Raw genomic sequence first — 19777 nt, 5'->3', positions numbered from 1 at the left:
CGCAACACGGGGCGAGGGGTTCGCTGCGGCCGGTAGAATCGCCACAACGCTGCGCCGATCGACTCCCCGAGTTCCGACGGTCGGCCCACCTCCGTGCACGGGACCCGCCCCGACGGGCCGTTGCCCCGCACGATTCCGCACCTCCGAAGGACACCGTCATGACCCGCATCTCCGCATCCGGACTCTCCGTCGCCGTCGTGGGCGCCACCGGCCAGGTCGGGACGGTCATGCGCGAGATCCTGATCGAGCGCGACTTCCCGATTCGCGAGCTCCGGCTGTTCGCCACAGCTCGAAGCGCCGGTACCGCCGTCGAGTTCGCAGGCCACGAGATCATCGTCGAGGACGTCGCGACCGCCGACCCGTCCGGCATCGACATCGCCCTGTTCAGCGCCGGCGCCACCGGCTCGCGGGCCCACGCCCCCCGGTTCGCCGAGGCGGGTGCCGTGGTCATCGACAACTCGAGCGCGTGGCGCATGGACCCCGAGGTGCCGCTCGTGGTCAGCGAGGTCAACCCTCACGCGGCGGTCAACCCGCCCAAGGGGATCATCGCCAACCCCAACTGCACCACGATGGCCGCCATGCCGGTCCTGAAGCCCCTCGACGCCGAGGCCGGGCTCACGCGTCTCATCGTCAGCACCTACCAGGCGGTGTCCGGATCGGGTCTCGCCGGGGCGCAGGAGCTGCTGGGCCAGGTCGAGGGTGTTCTCGCTCAAGGGCACACGCTGGATCTCGTCCACGACGGTTCCGCGGTCGACTTCCCGCAGCCCGAGAAGTACGTGGCGCCCATCGCGTTCGACGTCATCCCGCTGGCCGGCAACCTCGTCGATGACGGCGAGAACGAGACGGACGAGGAGAAGAAGCTCCGCAACGAGAGCCGCAAGATCCTCGAGCTCCCCGACCTCCTCGTCGCCGGGACCTGCGTGCGGGTGCCGGTCTTCACGGGGCACTCTCTGTCCATCCACGCCGAGTTCGACCGCGAGCTCACGCCGGAGCGGGCACGCGAGGTCCTCGCCGCTGCGCCCGGGGTGGTGCTGGAGGAGGTGCCGACGCCGCTGCAGGCGGCGGGCAAGGATCCGAGCTTCGTCGGCCGCATCCGCGCCGATCAGTCGGCGCCGGCGGGCAAGGGGCTCGTGCTGTTCATCAGCAACGACAACCTCCGCAAGGGTGCCGCGCTGAACGCCGTGCAGATCGCGGAGCTGGTCGCGGCCCGCCTCACGACGGCGGTGTAGCCCGCTCCCGGGCCTAGACTGGACAATCGTGAGTGAACCAGTCGACGTCGTCCTGATCGGCGGTGGCATCATGAGCGCCACCCTCGGTACCCTCCTCAAGCAACTGCAGCCGGAGTGGAAGATCGTCGTCTGCGAGCGGCTGTCCGAGGTGGCCCAGGAGTCGTCGAACGCCTGGAACAACGCGGGAACGGGACACGCCGCCCTCTGCGAGCTCAACTACATGCCCGAGGCGCCCGACGGCTCGGTCGACCCCGCCAAAGCCGTCGGGATCAACGAGCAGTTCCAGCAGAGCCGCCAGCTGTGGGCCTCCCTCGTGGAGCGGGGCGTGCTCGATGAGCCGTCGACGTTCATCAACGCGACCCCGCACATGACGTTCGTCCGCGGAGAGAAGGACGTCGCCTACCTCAAGAAGCGCTACGAGGCGCTCAAGGACCAGCCGCTGTTCGCCGGGATCGAGTACTCCGAGGATTCGCGCGTCATCCATCAGTGGGCGCCGCTGCTGATGAAGCAGCGCCGCAAGGGCGAACCCTTCGCCGCGACGCGGGTGCCGGCGGGCACCGATGTGGACTTCGGCGCGCTCACCCGCCAGCTCTTCTCGCACCTTTCGGAGCAGGGCGTCGACGTCGTCACCAATCGCGAAGTTCGCGGCCTGAAGAAGCTCGCCGACGGCACCTGGAAGGTCTCCTATCGGCACTCGCTCGGTAAGACCCCCGGCAGCCTGCGCGCACGCTTCGTCTTCGTCGGCGCCGGCGGGTGGGCGATCAAGCTCCTGCAGCGCTCCGGTATCCCGGAGATCAAGGGCTACGGCGTGTTCCCGATCGGCGGCCAGTGGCTGAAGACGTCCAACCCGGAGCTGGTCGCCCAGCACCGGGCGAAGGTGTACTCGCAGGCCTCGGTGGGAGCGCCGCCGATGTCGGTGCCGCACCTGGACACCCGCGTGGTCGACGGCGAGGCATCGCTGCTGTTCGGTCCGTTCGCGACGTTCAGCCCCAAGTTCTTGAAGAACGGGCGCATCACCGACATCGTCGCGCAGGTGCGTCCGGGCAACCTCTGGCCCATGCTGAAGGTCGCCGTCGACAATCCCGGGCTCATCAAGTACCTCGTCTCCGAGCTGCTGAAGAACCACGCCAAGAAGGTGGACTCGCTGCGCGAGTTCATGCCGACGGCGCGCGACGAGGACTGGGAGCTCCTCCAGGCCGGTCAGCGCGCCCAGGTCATGAAGAAGGATCCGGCGAAGGGCGGTGTGCTGCAGTTCGGCACTGAGGTGGTCAGCTCCGCCGACGGATCGATCGCGGGACTGCTGGGTGCCTCGCCGGGAGCGTCCACCGCGGCCTCGATCATGCTGAACCTGTTGCGCACGTGCTTCCCCGACCGGATGGGGGAGTGGGAGCCGACACTGCGCGAGCTCATCCCGAGCTATGGGGACACCCTCAACACTCGACCGGAAGCGGCAGACGCGTCTCTGACGGAGACGGCCGCCGTGCTCCACATCAACCGCTGACGAGGGTCCGGCGCTCGCGCGCCCGGCTAGTGCCTGCTGGCCCCGACCGGTCGTCGGCCTCCTCGCCCCGACGCGGAGCGGCGTCGACGGGTGCCAATAGACTCGTGCGGTGGCCAAACTCTACTTCCGCTACGGAGCGATGAACTCGGGGAAGTCCACGGCTCTGTTGCAGGCCGCCTACAACTACGAGGAGCGCGGTCAGCACGTCTTGTTGGCCAAGCCCGAGATCGACACCAAGGGCGCCGATCGGATCTCCAGTCGCCTCGGGGTCGAGCGTCTCGTCGACTTCCTCATCACTCCCGACGATGATGTCCGCGCGGTGTTCGCCGAGCATCGCGCGCGCGTGCGGGAGCAGGCCGAGCAGGAGGCGCTCATCCCGGAGTCGTCGGCCACCGGGTCTCGCCCCGACGTCGCCTGCCTCCTGATCGACGAGGCACAGTTCCTCACCCCCGACCAGGTGGACGACCTCCTGCGCATCGTCGTGGAGGACCGCATCCCGGTGCTCGCCTACGGCATCCGCACGGATTTCCAGACCCGGGCCTTTCCCGGGTCGGCGCGGCTGATGGAACTGGCGCACAGTCTCGAGGAGCTCAAGACCATCTGCCGGTGCGGCCGGAAGGCGCTGTTCAACGCACGTCTGGTCGGCGGCCGATTCGTCTTCGACGGCGATCAGGTCGCCATCGACGAGCTGAGCGCCGCGCGGGTCACGTACGAGTCGATGTGCGCCGAGTGCTATCTGCGCGAGTCGGGCGGCCGGTTGAGGTGACCTCCGCAGGCACCCCCGAGCACGTGCGAGAGTCGAACGCACCGGGTTTGCAAGGTCAGACCACCGGGACTAATGTGGTCTGACATTGCGGTTCCAACACGGTCCGAGGGGGATCAATGCCAGAGAGCACTCCGGCGCGCGCCTGGCGCGTGGTACTCGAGAAGATCGAGTCCGATCTGCTGGAGGGGCGGCTCGGCCCGGGCGATCGCATCCAGCCGGAGCGGGAACTCGCCACGACGCTCGGGGTCGGACGCTCCAGCGTGCGCGAGGCGCTGCGTGTCCTCGAGGTCATGGGCCTGATCCGCACCGGCACGGGATCCGGGCCGACCGCCGGCGCGATCGTGACCGCGACGCCCCACGGCGGGCTCGCCCAGTTCCTGCGCCTGCAGGTCGCCGCGCAGGGGTTCCCGATCCCTGATGTCTACGAGACCCGCCTCCTGCTCGAGGAGTGGGCCGTCGCGCATCTGGCCGGCGACGCACACACCGACCTCGCGGAGGCGCACGCCACCCTCGACGCGATGGAGGCCGAGGGGCTGACGGCGGAGGAGTTCCTCGCGCTCGACACCCAGTTCCACCTGCGCCTCACCGATGCGGCGGGAAACGTCGTGGTGGCGGCCACCATGGCGGGTCTGCGCACGACGATCGAGAGCTACATCCGGGCCGGCGCGGAGCGCATCCCCGATTGGGAGGCGACGTCGGCGCGATTGCGTCGCGAGCACGCCGACGTTCTCGCCGCCATCGAGGCGGGCGAGGCGGATCGGGCCCGCACGCTCGTGCGCGCGCACATCACCGGCTACTACGCCGACGCGGGGCTTCCCGCCCCTCCCGCCCTTCAGTGAGCCCCTCCCACCCCGTTTCCTCACGAGAGAGATGTCACCCCGCATGGTTCAGCGCCAGCTGCCCAAGATCCCCGAACTGCTCGAGCTCATGCAGTTCAAGAAGCCGGAGCTCGACGCCACGAAGCGTCGGCTGGAGGGCGCACTGACGATCGCGGATCTGCGCAGGATCGCGCAGAGGCGCACGCCGAAGGCGGCTTTCGACTACACGGACGGCGCCGCCGAGGGCGAGCTCTCGCTGGCGCGCGCGCGTCAGGCCTTCGAGGACATCGAGTTCCACCCCGACATCCTCCGTCCGGCCGAGAACGTGGACACCTCGGTCGAGATCCTCGGCGGGCCCTCCGCGCTCCCCTTCGGTATCGCTCCGACGGGCTTCACGCGGCTCATGCAGACCGAAGGCGAGATCGCCGGGGCCTCGGCCGCCGCGGCGGCGGGCATTCCCTTCACGCTCTCGACGCTGGGGACCACCTCGATCGAGAACGTCCGGGCCGCAAACCCCGCGGGACGCAACTGGTTCCAGCTGTACGTCATGCGGCAGCGCGAGATCTCCTACGGGCTCGTCACGCGCGCGGCCGACGCGGGGTTCGACACCTTGATGTTCACCGTGGACACCCCCGTCGCGGGTGCGCGCCTCCGCGACAAGCGCAACGGGTTCTCGATTCCTCCCCAGCTGACCGTCGGCACGATCGTGAACGCGATCCCGCGTCCGTGGTGGTGGATCGACTTCCTGACCACGCCCAAACTCGAGTTCGCCTCGCTCACGACGACGGGCGGCACGGTCGGGGAGCTCCTGAACGCGGCCATGGATCCCACGATCAGCTACGAGGACCTGGCCGTGATCCGCGAGATGTGGCCCGGCAAGATCGTCGTCAAGGGCGTGCAGAACGTGGCCGACTCGGTGCGGCTCGTCGATCTCGGCGTCGACGGCATCGTCTTGTCCAACCACGGCGGGCGTCAGCTCGACCGCGCTCCGATCCCCTTCCATCTCCTTCCCCAGGTCGTGCGGGAAGTCGGGCGGGACGCCACCATCATGGTCGACACCGGGATCATGAACGGCGCTGACATCGTGGCCTCCGTCGCGTTGGGGGCGAAATTCACCCTCATCGGCCGGGCGTACCTGTACGGCCTCATGGCGGGCGGGCGGCGCGGTGTCGACCGCACGATCGCCATCCTCCGCAGCGAGATCGAGCGGACGATGCAGCTGCTCGGGGTCGCGACGTTGGCGGAGCTGGAGCCGCGGCACGTCACGCAGCTGCGGCGCCTGGCCCCCGTGACCTCGTCGTCGGAGGCCCCGGTCGTCGCGCGCTGACGTGCGCCGCTCGCGGGGAGGGCGTGAGCCGGCTCGCGAGTCGCGGCGCGGGGTCAGCGGCGGGGGAGAGTCGGAATGAGCTCTTCGAGGTAGGAGGCGGTGTCCTCCCAGCCGGTGACGGCGTGGCAGGCGACGCCCATCGCCAGGACCGGATAGTCGTTGCCGTGCTCGTCGAGGCGGTCGCCGACGAAGAGCATGTCATCCAGAGCGATGCCGGTCTGCTCCGACAGGCGACGCATGCCGTAGGCCTTGTCGATGCCGCGTCGGGTGATGTCGACCGACGTCGATCCTCCGGAGCGGACCTCCAGGTCGGGGATACGCGCGGCGACGGCGTCGCGGAGCGCGTTCTTCTTCGCACCGGTGGGATCCCAGGCCGTCTTCGCCTCGACGGGCGCGGATTGTCCGAGCGCCGAGAAGGTGATCTGCGAGCCGCGGTCCTCGAGGATCTCGCCCCATGTCTCCGACTCCCACAGCCCGAGCCGGCGTGCCTCCTCCTCCACCGCCGCGAGAGCGCGCTGCTTCTCGTCGTCGGTGAGCGGGTGGGCGTAGACGGTGCGGACGCCCTCGGGCGTCAGGCGGTAGTACTGCGTGCCGCAGGTGGGCAGGAGGTGGAACGGCGTGAGCGCGTCGGCATCGGCGTCGGGAAGCCGCTCGACGACCTGTGACTGGAACTGCTGGAGCTGCCCGCCGGAGATGATGGCGACCTCGACGCGCGTGGCGAGGTCGAGGAGCAGGCTGCCCATCCGCGGCGAGATCGCCGTCTTCGACGGGGCGAGCGTGTCGTCGAGGTCGAACGCGACGAGGCGGGGCGTGGTCATGGCGCGAGCTCCGGATCCGTGGTGATGCGAAAAGCTCCGCCTGGGATCGGATCTCAGGCGGAGCCTCTTGCGGTCGGGGTGACAGGATTTGAACCTGCGGCCTCTTCGTCCCGAACGAAGCGCGCTACCAAGCTGCGCCACACCCCGTGGCAACCCTCCGAGTCTACCCTGTTCGTGCGCTCAGAACGAATCGGGCCTCACCCGCGCGGCAGCAGTCGAAGGACGGAGACTTCGGGCCGGCAGCCGAATCGGATCGGTGTGTAGATGGAGTGACCGAGGCCGGCGCTGACGTTGAGCGGGACCGAGCGCCCGGCGTGCGACCAGGAGCTGAGTCCGCGCGCCTGGTCGAGGGGGATGTCGCAGTTGGCCACGAGGGCCGAGCGCGAGAAGGGCACCCGCACCTGCCCGCCATGGGTGTGTCCGCCGGCGATGAGATCGGCACCGAGACCGACGAACCGGTCGAGAACGCGCCGGTAGGGGGCGTGCGTGACTCCCAGGCGGAGGTCGGCCGCAGGGGCGCCCCGCCACCAGGATCCCCGTCGGATCCGATCGAGCGCTGGCGGGAGCGCCTCGAGGTCGTCCCAGTCGCGGTGTGCGTCATCGACGCCGAACGCGTCGATACGCACGCCGGCGACGGTCAGCCGTGCCGCGGAGTTGTGGAGCGGCATCCAGCCGAGGTCCTCGGTGAAGTAGGCGTCCATCGCGTCGGTGTCGAGGTTCTGCACCTTCGGGGAATGCCCCGAAGGCCCCATGAAGTAGCCGAACGGGTTTCGCGGGGCAGGACCGACGACATCGTTGGAGCCGTGGACGAAGACGCCCGGCACGCCACGCAGCGGAGCGAACGCGCGGCGAATGCCGCTGAGCCCGTCGGCGTGCCCGAGGTTGTCCCCGGTGTTGATCACGAAGTCCGGCTGCACGCTGTCTGCGATACGAGCGATCCAGCTCTGCTTGCGTCGCTGCCAGGGAGCCATGTGCGCGTCGGAGAGGTGGAGCACCGTCATCGGCGATGCTCCCGGGGGGAGGATCGCCACGGAGTGTCGGCGCACGGTGAACAGGTATCGCTCGATCCCGACACCCCAGATCGCAGACCCGACGCCGACCGCCCCCACGACGCCGAGAGCCGTGAGGGCGGTGCGCTGCGGGTCGTACGCGCTCAGCCGTTGCCTCCGCGCCCGTTGCCGTTGCCCGGGCCGTTCCCGTTGCCGGGACCGTCATTGCCGGGCGCTCCGCCGTCGCCGCCGCACGAGGCTGCCTGGAACTTGATGGTGATGGTGTCGTCCCGTCCGACGACGCTGCCCGCCGCAGGATCGGTGCCGGTCACCACGCCCTGGTCGGGCGCTCCCTCCGCCTCGCTGCACTGCTGGGCGAATCGGGTGAACCCGGCGCCTCGCAGCTGGTTCTCGGCGTCGGCGGGCGTGCCTCCCACCGACGGCACCGTCACGCCCTGGCCGTTGCTGGGGGAGATGGTCACGTTCGTGCCGCCCGCCACTCGGCCGGCGCCGGGGCTCTGCTCAACGATGGTGCCCGCCGTCTCGGTCGAGTCGACCGCCTCGCCCACCGTGACCGAGAACCCGGCCGCGCGCAGCGTGCGGGTGGCATCGTCGACCGTCATCCCGATCACGCTCGGGAGATCGACCAGCTGGCGCTTGATGAGGTCCTGCGGAGGCTTCGGGAAGGCCTCGCCGCCGTACTTCGCATTGGCTGCACGCTGCATGTTCGGCCAGATGCTGTTACGGATGCGGGAGAGCCGGTAGCCCGCCATGTAGTGGTTCTCGAGGCGTTCGTCGCCCTCGACATTGCCCACCCAGACGACCGTCGTCACCTTGGTGCTGGATCCGTCCATCCACGTGTGGAGGAACTGGTGGATACCGGTCTTTCCGAAGATCGGCGTGCCATCGAACGTGCGGGCTCCGGAGCCGGTGCCCTGCATGACGCCCTGGAGCGTGTAGGCTGCCGTCGCTGCGACGTCCTCGCTGATGGCCCGCTCGCACTTCGTCTCCGGGATCGGCTGCTCGTTGCCGTCGGCGTCGACGACGCGGTCGATCGACTTCGACTCGCACAGCGTGCCCTTCGCGGCGATCGCGGCGTAGGCCTGAGCCATGTCGATCGGCGCGACGGCGGAGGAGCCGAGCACGTTGTACGGCGCGTTGGACGGATCGTTCGACCATGAGGGAACGCTCGTCAGCGGCGTCCCGTCGCCCCACGTCACACCCATCTGCCCGGCGACCTTGTTGGTGCTGCAGACCGAGATCTTCTCCGCCATCGCGATGAACCCGGAGTTGAGCGAGTCCTTCGTGAAGTTGTAGATGGTGCCCGTGTAGCCCCGGTTGCCCTCGAAGTTACCGATCTTGTTCTGCCCGAACCGGTCCTTGCCCGAACCGGTCTCCACCGTCTGGGTGGCGCCGTCGCAGATCTCGACCGTCTTGGTGCCGACGCGGCCGTTCAGGTAGGCGTTGACGGAGTTCCCCTGCTGCAGCCAGTTGATGAGGCTGAACACCTTGTACGTCGATCCGGCCGAGTGGCCCACGCCGCCCCCGTCCTTGGAGCGGACGTTGTAGTTCACGGCGGTGGTCTTGCCGTTCTTGTCGGTGGCCGCGGCATCGTAGCCGCGGTTCTGGACCATCGAGAGGATGCGACCCGTCCCGACCTCCACCTGGATGCCGGAGGCCCCGAGGTTCATGTAGTCCACGCGCGGTTCCACGATCGAGATCGCAGAGGACGCCGCCTTCTGCAGGTCGTAATCGAGCGTCGTGTACACCTTCAGCCCACCGCGGCGGAGGGCCGCAGCGCGCTCGTCATCGGTCTCTCCGAACGCGGGGTCGTTCTTGATGATGTGCGTGACGTAGTCGCAGAAGAACTCCGCGTCCTTCGCCTGCCCGCAGCCCTGCTGGGTCTTCTTGATCTTCGGCGTGATCGGCGATTCGACGGCCTCGGTGTACTCGGCCTCGGTGATCTTCCCGTCGATCTTCATGCGGTTGAGCACGTAGTCGCGACGCTTCTTGGTGAGCGCGTATCCGTCTTCCTCGCTGTTGAGCTTCTCGCCCGACTTCGTGGTGACCGAGCCGCCCTTCATGTCGATGCGGAAGCTGTTGGGCTCCTGCACCATGCCGGCAATCGTGGCGGCCTGGGGCAGCGTCAGCTTGGCAGCGGTCGTGTCGAAGTAGTACCGCGCCGCGGCACCGACGCCGTAGACCTGGCCGCCGAACGAGGCGATATTCAGGTAGCCGGTGAGGATGTCGTCCTTCTCGTTCTCCTTCTCGAGCTGGATCGCGTAGCGCATCTCCTGCAGCTTGCGCTGGTAGCCCTCAGGGCCGTCGTTGACGGTCGTCTCCTTGTAGCACTTGTTGACTTCCTCCTGGGAGGTCGCCTTGCGCTCGCAGTTCTGCTGCAGCACGTTCTTCACGTACTGCTGGGTGATCGTGGAGCCACCGCGGGTGTTGCTTCCCGAGGCGTTGCCCGCCAGCGCCTTGACGGTGCCGAAGAGGTCGACTCCGCCGTGCTCGTAGAAGTTCTTGTCCTCGCTGGAGAGGATCGCGTCCTTCATCACGCCGGCGATCTTGTCGGAGGTGACGGGGATGCGGTTCTGGTCGTAGAACTGCGCCATGAGGACGTACTTGTCGTCGGCGTTCTTCTTGTAGAGCTTGGTCGGAAGCATGAGCTTCTCGATCTTCAGGTAGTTCGGCATGTTGTTGAACATCGTGATCGCGCTCGACGCCGCGTAGCCGGAGACGGCGATCGCGGGGGTCACGGTGGCGGTGATCAGCACGCCGGCCACGGTGCTCAGGCCGATGAGACCGAGGAGACCTCCGAGCACGCCAGTGGCAGTCCGTTTCGCATGGGGCATAGGGTGATCGTAAGGGAGGTAGCTGGGCGAAGGCTCGGTGATCCCCGCATGCCGCGCCGATCCGCGCCCTCGAACGGGAGTACCGATGACCACGTGGGAGTACCTCACCACTCCTCTGCTGATCCACAACACCGCCGCGATCCTCAACAACTGGGGCAAGCAGGGCTGGGAGCTCGTGCAGGTCGTCCCGGGCCCCGAGGGGGGACTGGTCGCGTACTTCAAGCGGCCGGTGGGCGGCGGCGCCGCCAACGCCGGACTGGATGCGGCAGCCGTGGCAGCACAGCAGTTCCCCGCGGGGGAGGGACAGCGATGACCATCTCCGCACGTCTCTCCGAGCTCGGCATCGAGCTGCCTGCCGTCGTCCCGCCGGTCGCGGCGTACATCCCCGCCACCGTCCACGGCGACCTCGTCTACACCTCCGGCCAGCTTCCGATGATCGCTGGCGCGTTGCCCGCCACCGGGAAGGTCGGCGAGGGGCACGGGCTGGTGCCCGCATCCGACGCCAAGGACTATGCGCGGCAGTGCGCGCTGAACGCCCTCGCGGCGGCAGCGGAGGTCGCCGGCGGCGTCGACCGCCTCGTTCGCGTCGTCAAGCTCACCGGGTTCGTCTCGTCGGTTCCCGAGTTCACCGGCCAGCCCGGGGTGATCAACGGCGCCAGCGAAGTGCTCGGTGAGATCTTCGGCGACGCCGGGCGGCACGCGCGCTCCGCCGTCGGTGTGCCGGTCCTCCCCCTCGACAGCCCGGTCGAGGTCGAGGTCATCTTCGCGCTGTCCTGAGCCTCACGCTGGCCGACCGCCGGTGCGGTCGAGCTCGGCGGGCAGGTCGCAGTCGTAGCGCTGCCGGTCGGGCCATCGAGGGTCGCGTCCCGCGCGTGGTGAGATGGTGAACCCGAGTCGACGATAGAACCCCACCGCGTCGTCATCCGTCTCGGCATGGATGGTGCTGCCCGGGGTCCGGGTGCGGAGCAGCTGGACCAGCGCCCGCCCGATGCCACGGCCCTCCGCACGCTCCGAGGTCGCGATGTATTCCAGGTGCACCAGCGTGGGCTTCGCGTCGAAGGCGGCGAAGGCGAGGATCGTCCCGTCGCGCTCGACGGCGCCCCACACGGTCATCGTCGTCAGCTCGTCGCGCACGATCCTCGCGCGCGCCTCGGCATCCACTTCCGCCGCACGCCAGACGAGGGCGTCGAACCCGGCCCCCTCCAGCTCGTCGCGGCGCAGGGGGCGGATCTCGTAACGCGCGGGGTCCATCCCTCCAGTCTGCCGCGTCCGTGACGGGCGCACCGTCGCCTGCCCCGCCTCGGCCCGGGCTCGCCGCACCGTGGCGGACGATGGGTCCGACTGTGACACAGCGGCGGACGCCCACGCCGACACGCCGGGATGCCTGCACGGAGTGCCGGCGTGTCGGTGTCCGCATCCGCCGTCGTGCTCGGCGGAGGCGGGGCCGGTGGGCGGGGCGGCGGCTACTTCACCTGGGCGGAGATGACGCTCATCACCGCCGTGTCGGCGAGCGTCGTGGTGTCGCCGACCTCGCGGCCTTCCGCGACGTCACGCAGGAGCCGTCGCATGATCTTGCCGGAGCGGGTCTTGGGAAGCTCGCCGACGATGTAGACGTCGCGCGGCCGGGCGATCGGCCCGATCTGCTCGCCGACCCACGCGCGCAGCGTGCCCGCGAGGCCTTCCGGCGAGTGCGCGTCGAGGTAGCTCTGCTTGATGATGACGAACGCGACCACCGCCTGACCGGTGGTCTCGTCCGAGGCTCCGACCACGGCGGCCTCGGCAACGGCCTCGTTCCCCACGAGTGCCGACTCGATCTCGGTCGTGGACAGTCGGTGGCCCGACACATTCATCACGTCGTCGACCCGGCCGAGGAACCAGACGTCTCCGTCGTCGTCGAGGCGCGCACCGTCGCCGGCGAAGTAGTAGCCCTGCTTCTCGAACTTCTCCCAGTACGTCTCGCGGAACCGGTCGGGGTCGCCCCAGATGCCCCGGAGCATGCTCGGCCAGGGCTGGGTGAGGACGAGGAGACCGCCGTTCCCGTTCCCGACGTGCGCGCCGTCCTCGTCCACCACGTCGACGGCGATCCCGGGAAGCGGCACCTGAGCCGATCCCGGCTTGGTCTCCGTGACCCCCGGGAGAGCAGAGACCATGATCGCCCCGGTCTCGGTCTGCCACCACGTGTCCACGATCGGTGCCGTCTTGCCGCCGATCACCTTGCGGTACCACATCCATGCCTCGGGGTTGATGGGCTCACCGACCGATCCGAGCAGGCGGAGGGAGGACAGGTCGAACTGCTGCGGGATGGCGCGGCCGAGCTTCATGAACGAGCGGATCGCCGTGGGCGCCGTGTACAGGATCGTCACGCCGTACTTCTGGACGATCTCCCACCACCGGCCGGGGTGGGGCGTGTCGGGCGTTCCCTCGTAGAGCACCTGCGTCGCTGCGTTGGCGAGCGGCCCGTAGGTCACATACGAGTGGCCCGTGATCCACCCGATGTCGGCGGTGCACCAGAAGACGTCCGATTCCGGGTGCAGATCGTGGACCACTTTGTTCGTGAAGGCCGCTTGTGTGAGGTAGCCGCCGCTCGTGTGGAGGATGCCCTTGGGCTTCCCGGTCGTTCCCGACGTGTAGAGGATGAAGAGCGGGTTCTCGGCGGGGAACGGCTGTGCTTCGTGCTCCGCCGGCGCGGCGGGGACGACGTCGTGCCACCAGAGGTCCCGGTCTGCGTTCCAGCCCACCTCGTTGCCGGTGCGACGGACGACCAGCACGTGCTCGACCGTCTCCTGCACACCCGCGCCCCGATCGGACAGCGCCTGATCGACCGCCGGCTTGAGGGGCGATACGCGGCCCTTCCGGTAGCCGCCATCGGCGGTGATCACCACACGCGCCCCCGCGTCGTCGATCCTCGTGCGCAGGCTGTCGGCGGAGAATCCGCCGAAGATGACGGAATGGATCGCGCCGAGGCGAGCGACGGCGAGCATCGCCGCGATGGCCTCGGGGATCATCGGCATGTAGATCGCCACGCGGTCGCCCTGCCCGACGCCGAGGCCACTGAGAACGTGGGCGACGCGCTTGACCTCCTCGGTCAGCTCGCCATAGGTGATCCGGCGCTCGTCTCCCGGCTCGCCTTCCCACAGCAGGGCCACCCGATCCCCGAGCCCTGCCTCCACGTGGCGGTCGAGGCAGTTGTACGCGACGTTTATCTCGCCATCGGCGAACCACTGTGCGAACGGAGGGTTGGACCAGTCGAGCACCTGCGTGAACGGAGTGTGCCAGTGAAGCTCCTTCGCCTGTCGGGCCCAGAACGCTTCGCGATCCGCCTTCGCCTCCGCGTAGAGATCGGCGGTGGCCACGGCGTGGCGAGCGAACTCCTCGCTCGGCGCGAACCGACGGGATTCGGTCAGCAGGTGGTCGATCTGACTGCTCATGCTCGCTCCTTTGCGGCTGTGCGTACTCCGGGACGGCGCGCTGACGCCGAGACGATCGGCACAATTTATCCGGGAATGCGGAGCCCCGACTACCTCCGATAGTGGGGTACTGAGGACGCGTCCACCGCCCGGGATCAGGCCGATATATCGGGCCGCCACGCCTCGGACATGTTTGGACCTGAGCGGGGCGTTGCGTAAGCTCGGTCGCGGCCGAACTCAGATTCTGGCACAACAGTGGTCCGCCATCCCCCGTAGCGGCCGCTGTTCCGGGCGGTACCCTTCTCCCCCTAAGGGTGCCGCCCCTCTCCTTGTCTCGGGGGAAATGTCGCCCCGCCGCGGTGGGCCCGTCCTCCCCAGCTCGGCCGTCACTGTCGTCTGTCCACGGCCCCGGAGGAATGAGGGATACGGCCTCGGCGGACGATCTAGCGTCGGGACATGCCCCAACCGTTCGTCGTCCGCCCTCGCGGGGAGTCTCGATCCCCGTCCGCTTCCCGCATGCCCGCGGCATCGACGGCGCCGAGAGAGAAAGCGGGGCTTCGCGGTGATCGTGCGCGTGAGCGGAGTGCGTCTCCTCACGTGCCTCGCACGCCGCGACGGCTCCCCGATCACCCCGCCGTGGCGTCGCTCGCGCCGTACTTGTCCGATCCCGACGTCACCGATGTGTTCATCAACGGCACCGATGGGCTGTTCGTCGATCGTGGTCGCGGTACCGAGCACATCGCGACGTGGCAGGCGGACGACCGCGCGGTACGGGATCTCGCCGTCGCGCTGATCGGCATCGGCGGACGTCATCTGGACGACCTCACCCCTCTCGTGGATGTCCGGTGGGACGATGGCGTTCGCGTCCACGCTGTGCTCGCACCGGTCTCGTGCACGGGCGCCGCCATCTCCATCCGGCTTCCCTCGGCGGATCGCCCCACCCTTGCCGATCTCGGCTCGCGCGGCATGTTCGACGCCGATGCGGAGCATCGTCTGAGGGGGCTCGTGGACGGGCGCGCGAATCTGCTCGTCACCGGCGCCACCGGGGCGGGAAAGACGACCCTGCTGGCGGCGCTCCTCGGTGTCGTTCCGCCGGGCGAGCGGATCGTCACGATCGAAGACGTCGCCGAGCTGCGGATCGATCATCCGCATCACGTGCGGTTGGAGGCACGTCAGCCCAATCTCGAGGGGGCAGGTGCGGTCGGTCTCGACCGTCTCGTCCGGGAAGCCCTGCGCATGCGACCGGATCGACTCGTGGTGGGCGAGTGTCGCGGTCCCGAGGTCCGCGAACTCCTGACGGCGCTCAACACGGGCCACGACGGCGGGGCCGGTACCGTGCACGCGAGCGGCCTCGCGGATGTTCCCGCGCGACTGGAGGCGCTGGGCGCGGCGGCCGGAATGGACGACCATGCCGTGGCCCGACAGGTGGTGAGCGCCATCGACGCGATCATCCACGTCGAGCGGCAGAGAGACGGTGTGCGTCGGATCACCGGCATCGCACGGCCGGTCGTGCAGCAGGGGCGGCTCGCCGTGGAAGAGGCGCGATGAAGACGCCGCCTCGCCACACCGTCGCCCGACGTCGGCGCGGAACCGTAGCTGGCCAGGGCCCCGGGGAGGCTTCGGGAGCTTCCGATACGTCACCCGGCGGCGGATCCTCCGGGGGCTCGGTGACTTCGGTCGCCGCGCAGGTGCACCGGCTGGCCGTGCTATTGCAGGCGGGTGTCGCACCTGTTCGCGCGTGGCAGCACGTGAGCGACCGGGACCCCGGGTCTGGCGCAGGGCAGGAGGCGTCGAGCGATCAAGACCCGTCGGCTGCGGGCATCGCCGAGGTGATGGACCGGCGCGGCGGGGCGTGGCGTGACGTCGCCGTGGCATGGCGCGTGGCCACCACCGTGGGGGCGCCGTTGTCCGACAGTCTGCGGGGCACGGCAGAGGCGCTGCGCGATGCGGATCAGGCGCGTGACGACGTGGCGGTGGCGCTCGCCGAACCGGCGACGACGGCGCGAGTGATCTCCTGGCTTCCGCTCCTGGGCGTGGTGCTCGTCGTCGCCTTCGGCTTCGATCTCACCGCCATGGTGACCCAGCCGGTCGGCATCGGCTGTGTCGTGGCGGGTGCCGTCCTGATGATTGCGGCGCGTCGGTGGTCGGCGAACCTGGTCCGCCGGGCGCAGCCCGCTCCCGGGGCGCCCGGGTGGGAGTGTGACCTGCTCGCCATCGCTCTGAGCGGAGGTGTCTCGATCGACCGCGCCCTGGAGGTCTGCGAGAGGTCGGGCTGCCGCACGGTGCGAGAGCGCGCGACCGGCGTCCTCGAGCTCTCGCGCGCCTCCGGCGCTCCGGCTGTGGAACTGCTGCGCGCCGAAGCGCGGGACCATCGACGACTCGCTCGCACCGAGGGGAGGTTGCGGGCCGCCCGGCTGGGGGCCCGGTTGCTTCTCCCGCTCGGGGTCTGCACGCTGCCGGCGTTTCTCCTGCTCGGCGTGGGGCCGATGATGCTGTCGGTGCTCTCCTCCGCCCCCGTCATCTTCTAGGGCGTGCGCGTCCTTCCTACCTGCCCTGCTCATCGCCACCGAAAGAGAGGAGTCGCCATGACTCGAACCGCCCGCACCCGCCCCACCCTGCCCCCGCTCACGCGTCGACGCGCCGCCGTGCTGTTCGCCGATGAGTCCGGCGCCGCCACGGCCGAGTATGCGATCGCCACGATGGCAACCCTGGCGCGCTAAAGACATGTCTTCGCGATGCGAGATCGCTCATCTCGCCACGCTCACCCGTATCGCGATAAAGTCCAGGTGAGAAGCGTTATCGTGCTACGTTGTGACTCGCCCCCGGTCACCGCCCCACGGAATCGATTTGGGGGCATTCTCATTTCATGATTCCGGAGACTTGACCGCGTTTCAACTTAGCTCGGACATCCGTTTTATGCATCTAACCTGGCGTTTTGAGCGCCGCCGTCTGGCGGAGCTTGACCCCCTCCGCAGCCTGGAGCATCATCTACGGCACGGGAAACCGTGGGGCCTGGCGTCGAGAGACGCCCCCAGCCTCTCCAGCAAGCGCCGCGAACCTCTAGCTAGGCCATCCGGCGCAGGGCCTCAGTCGGACGCAGAACGCGGATGACCGGACCCCCAGCGGGAGGGTGTGGGTTCACCTCTCCCAGCGACTGGATTAGCTCGGACGTTTGGGGGTAGGGGGCCTATGCCCAGCATCCGCAGGGGTTCCTAGTCTCCGCAGCCACAGAGCCTTTCAAGCTCTTCATTTCAAGAGCACCACTCTGCCCACCCGTGCATCCCGGTTCAGCCCGGATGGACCGCCACGGCGATGCGCGTAGAGTGCCGCTTTCGCAGGTTCGGTTCCTGACTCCAAGTGGCTTGCAGGGTGATCGAACGGTCCTCCGGTTCCAGGAAGAACTCCATGCTTGCCCCCTCGGCGAAAGCGAGCCGCTCAGCCCGCTCGCCGTACAGCAAGCCCTTCATCCCATCGACTGGCCCGAACTGAACATCATGGGCGACACCTGGTCCCCGGTTCACGACGGTGACCTCCATCCGCTTGGGCCTAACGGCCAGCACATGTCCGGCAAGCTCCAGATGAGGGCGTCGCGTTCGGTTGCGCCAAAACGTGGCGGCGCTGACAACGAAACTCAGCGAGGCGACGATCAACGCCCACCAACCCACATCCACGTCCTCGAACCTATCGACGGGCGCGGAGGGTGGGCGCGAGGCGCTCCATGACTGGATCGAAACGACATCCGATAGGTCGGAGCGCTCGCGGTCGATATCACTAGGTATGACGGACAGCACCGCGATGCAGACCCGCCCCTCTGGGCGTCGCTGTACCGTGTGCGCTCTGCCCCCTGAGCCTCGCCTGAGCGTCGAGACGGCCCTAGCCCAGGGAGAGGCCTACCGCGTGATTTCGCGTGCCTCTGGCGGTCTCGTGGAACCTGACGCCCTCCGTCGTCACGTCGTGGCCGGTCACCTACCGCCGCAGCTTCAGGATGCGGCAGAGGCTACACACGGGCTGGACTCGACCACGCTCGCCTACCGCATCCACGAGATCGCGCAGCGCGCACGAGAGACGGCCCTAGAGGCGCGGCGCTCTGGGCATCACTCCGCCGTCATCCGGGCAGGCGATGCCGAGGCCCGCGCGCTCGGCATCCTCGCGTCGATGGGCGTTCGCCACGAGGGCGACGTGCAAGACGCCGACGCATTCAAGGCGACCGCGCACGCGGTGCTCCGAGCCGCCCGCCACAGTCCCGCCGTCGCCGAGGCCGTCGCCGCCGAGCTGGACGCGCTGGACCGCCCCGCCATCGCTGACGACATCCGCCAGCAGGCGGGCACCCATCGACCAACCCCACGGCTGGAGGCCGCATCATGACCGCAGAGACCGACACGACGCCCACGGCGAACCCCTACGCCCGCCCCGCCGAGCAGTTCCACTTCCTGACGACGGGCATGATGTGGCGGGCCAAGCCTGCCGCTCTGTTCGGCAGCGGCTCCGAGATCTCGCAGCGCGGACAGACGGTCACGATCACCGCCGAGATGCTCGACGCCTCGCCCTGGATCTCGCGCTACCTCGGCGACCCCGAGGCGCAGATCGAGAAGTGGGGAGAGGTCCGGATCGCGCCGGGTCCGTTCCCCGCCGACGCCTCGCCCTACGTCCACGGCGCGCCGGACTGGGAGGAGGCACGCGAGGTCGCACGCCGCCGCGCCTGGGCCATCACGGACCCCGAGGAACGCGCCGCAGCCCGCGCCGAGGTGGAACGCCGCTACGGCCCCGCGCCGACGACGAGCAGCAGCAACGAGATCCGCGAGCACCACACCGAACGGCGGGCACGCGAGCAGGCCGAGCGCCGCGCGCGTGGCATCGCAGATCGGACCCGCTGACCATGGCAGACAAGCGCAACGCCACACGGCACGCCGCGCTCGCCGAGTCGGTCGCGCTCGTGCTCCGCCTCCACGGTCACGGCGACGCCCGCCCGACCCCGCGCACGCCGCGCCGACGCCTCGCCGACGCACTCGCGCCCGATGTCCTGGAGCGGATGCCAGCGCCCGACGTGGACGGCCTGCCCGAGGGTTGGCACGTCGATGTCACGAGCGCCGACCCGGCCCGCTGGGGGCCTGCCCTGGACACCGCCCGACGTGACGCATCGCTCGCGGGGCGACGCCGCGCCGTGCTCGTGGGATACCGGCAGGCGCGCCCCGTCTCCGAGGCCTACGCCGTGCTGACTCTGGCCGACCTCGCCGACCTGATCGCCGAGGCCACGGCATGACCGCCGCGCACGCCTGGGAGGCTCTCAGCGACGCGCTGACGGCCACGGCCCCGGCGTGCGCGGGCGATGACCGATTCACCGATGACGGGCGCTCAGAGGCGACGAACGCCGACCTAGAGAGCATCTGCGCAGCGTGTCCCGTGCTCGCCGAGTGCCGCGCCTACGCGCTCGCAGAGTCGCGGCACCTGATCGTCGGCTACTGGGCGGGACGACGCCGAGGCACGCGGCAGGGACAGGGGGCCGCAGCATGAGCGCTCAGGCCGTCCCGGTCACGTTCGGCGGCAACGCCTCGCACGTTCAGATCGGGCGCAGCCGGTACGGCATCCCGCCCGGCTGGACCTCGCGTCGCATCCACGGCGACCACAAGCGCGCCGAGGCTGTCTATGTGCTGGAGCCGGACGGCAGCTTGCATCTGCTGACCGAGGCGGGAGAGATCCCCATCCCGGCCCGGCTCAGGGATGCGCTCGTACGCCGCTACTTCCCGAGGCAGGCGAACAAGATTCGCTGACCGATTTTCAGCAACAAGATTCCGACAACTCCACAGAACCCCGCGCCGGTCGCTCATGCCGAACGCGGATCGCAGGCGGTGCCCATCTTCCGGGAGTTCTCACCACCTGCACGCGGCTCTCGGGCGCAGGCACTGGAACCTCGCCCGAGAGCCGCACCCCTAGACCGGCCCCGGCTCGCCGCTTACATCTGGTGGAAAGCCCAAACCCGCACGAGCCGGGGCCACCCTTGCGACCTGAGGGATACTTGATCCGGCCCCGCCGCCCCGTGATTCTTGGTCGAATCGGGCGGCGGGGCCGC

At 69.2% G+C, this 19777-nt stretch carries 20 protein-coding genes, 1 tRNA gene and 1 pseudogene; 15 read left to right on the top strand and 7 right to left on the bottom strand.

Annotated elements, in window-relative coordinates; translation table 11 throughout:
• Positions 1-158: 158 nt before the first annotated feature.
• The 5 genes from AVP41_RS06640 to AVP41_RS06620 all read left to right on the top strand — a co-directional run bounded on the left by AVP41_RS06640 (position 159) and on the right by AVP41_RS06620 (position 5641).
• On the top strand, positions 159-1229 hold the full coding sequence (locus AVP41_RS06640) for an aspartate-semialdehyde dehydrogenase (RefSeq protein ID WP_067162306.1): 1071 nt from the start codon (positions 159-161) through the stop codon (positions 1227-1229).
• Positions 1230-1257: 28 nt separating this feature from the next.
• On the top strand, positions 1258-2730 hold the full coding sequence (locus AVP41_RS06635; RefSeq protein ID WP_067162304.1) for a malate:quinone oxidoreductase: 1473 nt from the start codon (positions 1258-1260) through the stop codon (positions 2728-2730).
• Between the two features lie 109 nt (positions 2731-2839).
• The gene (locus AVP41_RS06630; RefSeq protein WP_067162301.1) at positions 2840-3496 is read left to right on the top strand and encodes a thymidine kinase; all 657 of its coding nucleotides are present in this window, start codon (positions 2840-2842) and stop codon (positions 3494-3496) included.
• 116 nt (positions 3497-3612) lie between these two features.
• Positions 3613-4335 carry a FadR/GntR family transcriptional regulator gene (locus tag AVP41_RS06625; RefSeq protein WP_067162299.1) on the top strand — a complete coding sequence of 241 codons (723 nt, stop codon included), beginning with the start codon at positions 3613-3615 and terminating at the stop codon, positions 4333-4335.
• Positions 4336-4378: 43 nt separating this feature from the next.
• A complete protein-coding gene (locus tag AVP41_RS06620) occupies positions 4379-5641 on the top strand; it encodes an alpha-hydroxy acid oxidase (protein ID WP_067162297.1) in 1263 nt (420 codons plus the stop codon).
• A gap of 53 nt (positions 5642-5694) precedes the next feature.
• Here AVP41_RS06620 and AVP41_RS06615 read toward each other — a convergent pair whose 3' ends face one another.
• The 4 genes from AVP41_RS06615 to AVP41_RS06600 all read right to left on the bottom strand — a co-directional run bounded on the left by AVP41_RS06615 (position 5695) and on the right by AVP41_RS06600 (position 10303).
• Positions 5695-6459 carry an HAD-IIB family hydrolase gene (locus tag AVP41_RS06615; protein WP_067162295.1) on the bottom strand — a complete coding sequence of 255 codons (765 nt, stop codon included), beginning with the start codon at positions 6457-6459 and terminating at the stop codon, positions 5695-5697.
• Positions 6460-6532: 73 nt separating this feature from the next.
• Positions 6533-6606: transfer RNA gene (locus AVP41_RS06610), tRNA-Pro, on the bottom strand.
• 50 nt (positions 6607-6656) lie between these two features.
• Positions 6657-7460: a metallophosphoesterase gene (locus AVP41_RS06605; RefSeq protein WP_231902682.1), complete on the bottom strand. Its 804-nt coding sequence runs from the start codon at positions 7458-7460 to the stop codon at positions 6657-6659.
• A 152-nt stretch (positions 7461-7612) separates the two neighbouring features.
• Positions 7613-10303, bottom strand: coding sequence for a transglycosylase domain-containing protein (locus AVP41_RS06600; protein ID WP_067162290.1), 2691 nt, complete (start codon positions 10301-10303; stop codon positions 7613-7615).
• An 85-nt stretch (positions 10304-10388) separates the two neighbouring features.
• Here AVP41_RS06600 and AVP41_RS06595 point away from each other — a divergent pair, with 85 nt between their 5' ends.
• Positions 10389-10616, top strand: a complete 228-nt coding sequence (locus AVP41_RS06595; RefSeq protein ID WP_067162288.1) for a DUF4177 domain-containing protein — start codon at positions 10389-10391, stop codon at positions 10614-10616.
• Complete coding sequence (locus AVP41_RS06590; RefSeq protein ID WP_067162286.1) at positions 10613-11080, top strand: RidA family protein; 468 nt, start codon at positions 10613-10615, stop codon at positions 11078-11080. Before AVP41_RS06595 ends, AVP41_RS06590 begins: the two co-directional genes overlap by 4 nt.
• A gap of 3 nt (positions 11081-11083) precedes the next feature.
• Here AVP41_RS06590 and AVP41_RS06585 read toward each other — a convergent pair whose 3' ends face one another.
• Complete coding sequence (locus AVP41_RS06585) at positions 11084-11554, bottom strand: GNAT family N-acetyltransferase (protein WP_067162283.1); 471 nt, start codon at positions 11552-11554, stop codon at positions 11084-11086.
• 212 nt (positions 11555-11766) lie between these two features.
• A complete protein-coding gene (acs, locus tag AVP41_RS06580) occupies positions 11767-13731 on the bottom strand; it encodes an acetate--CoA ligase (protein WP_067162281.1) in 1965 nt (654 codons plus the stop codon).
• 435 nt (positions 13732-14166) lie between these two features.
• On the opposite strand from acs, the gene AVP41_RS06575 reads away from it, so the two are divergent.
• The 3 genes and pseudogenes from AVP41_RS06575 to AVP41_RS17005 all read left to right on the top strand — a co-directional run.
• Positions 14167-15258, top strand: a complete 1092-nt coding sequence (locus AVP41_RS06575) for a TadA family conjugal transfer-associated ATPase (protein WP_067162278.1) — start codon at positions 14167-14169, stop codon at positions 15256-15258.
• Between the two features lie 119 nt (positions 15259-15377).
• Complete coding sequence (locus AVP41_RS06570) at positions 15378-16238, top strand: type II secretion system F family protein (protein ID WP_067162276.1); 861 nt, start codon at positions 15378-15380, stop codon at positions 16236-16238.
• Between the two features lie 57 nt (positions 16239-16295).
• A pseudogene (locus AVP41_RS17005) lies at positions 16296-16424 on the top strand (DUF4244 domain-containing protein); the annotation flags it as partial.
• Positions 16425-16997: 573 nt separating this feature from the next.
• Here AVP41_RS17005 and AVP41_RS16600 read toward each other — a convergent pair.
• Positions 16998-17381 (bottom strand): hypothetical protein, encoded by a 384-nt coding sequence (locus AVP41_RS16600; RefSeq protein WP_157532396.1) that lies wholly within the window; start codon positions 17379-17381, stop codon positions 16998-17000.
• A gap of 226 nt (positions 17382-17607) precedes the next feature.
• Here AVP41_RS16600 and AVP41_RS06560 point away from each other — a divergent pair, with 226 nt between their 5' ends.
• Genes AVP41_RS06560 through AVP41_RS06540 form a run of 5 tightly spaced genes read left to right on the top strand, consistent with a single transcriptional unit; the run spans position 17608 to position 19478 of the window.
• A complete protein-coding gene (locus AVP41_RS06560) occupies positions 17608-18075 on the top strand; it encodes a hypothetical protein (protein WP_157532395.1) in 468 nt (155 codons plus the stop codon).
• A complete protein-coding gene (locus tag AVP41_RS06555) occupies positions 18072-18584 on the top strand; it encodes a hypothetical protein (RefSeq protein ID WP_067162270.1) in 513 nt (170 codons plus the stop codon). The genes AVP41_RS06560 and AVP41_RS06555 overlap by 4 nt, the downstream gene beginning before the upstream one ends.
• 2 nt (positions 18585-18586) lie before the next feature.
• Complete coding sequence (locus AVP41_RS06550; RefSeq protein WP_067162269.1) at positions 18587-18970, top strand: hypothetical protein; 384 nt, start codon at positions 18587-18589, stop codon at positions 18968-18970.
• Positions 18967-19221 carry a WhiB family transcriptional regulator gene (locus AVP41_RS06545; RefSeq protein WP_067162267.1) on the top strand — a complete coding sequence of 85 codons (255 nt, stop codon included), beginning with the start codon at positions 18967-18969 and terminating at the stop codon, positions 19219-19221. The genes AVP41_RS06550 and AVP41_RS06545 overlap by 4 nt, the downstream gene beginning before the upstream one ends.
• The gene (locus AVP41_RS06540; RefSeq protein ID WP_067162265.1) at positions 19218-19478 is read left to right on the top strand and encodes a hypothetical protein; all 261 of its coding nucleotides are present in this window, start codon (positions 19218-19220) and stop codon (positions 19476-19478) included. Before AVP41_RS06545 ends, AVP41_RS06540 begins: the two co-directional genes overlap by 4 nt.
• Positions 19479-19777 lie beyond the last annotated feature (299 nt).

It is taken from the genome of Microbacterium sp. TNHR37B (assembly GCF_001620065.1).
Taxonomy (GTDB): Bacteria; Actinomycetota; Actinomycetes; order Actinomycetales; family Microbacteriaceae; genus Microbacterium.
Note: the sequence above shows the minus strand (reverse complement) of the source record. Positions and strands in the feature narration are given on the sequence as shown.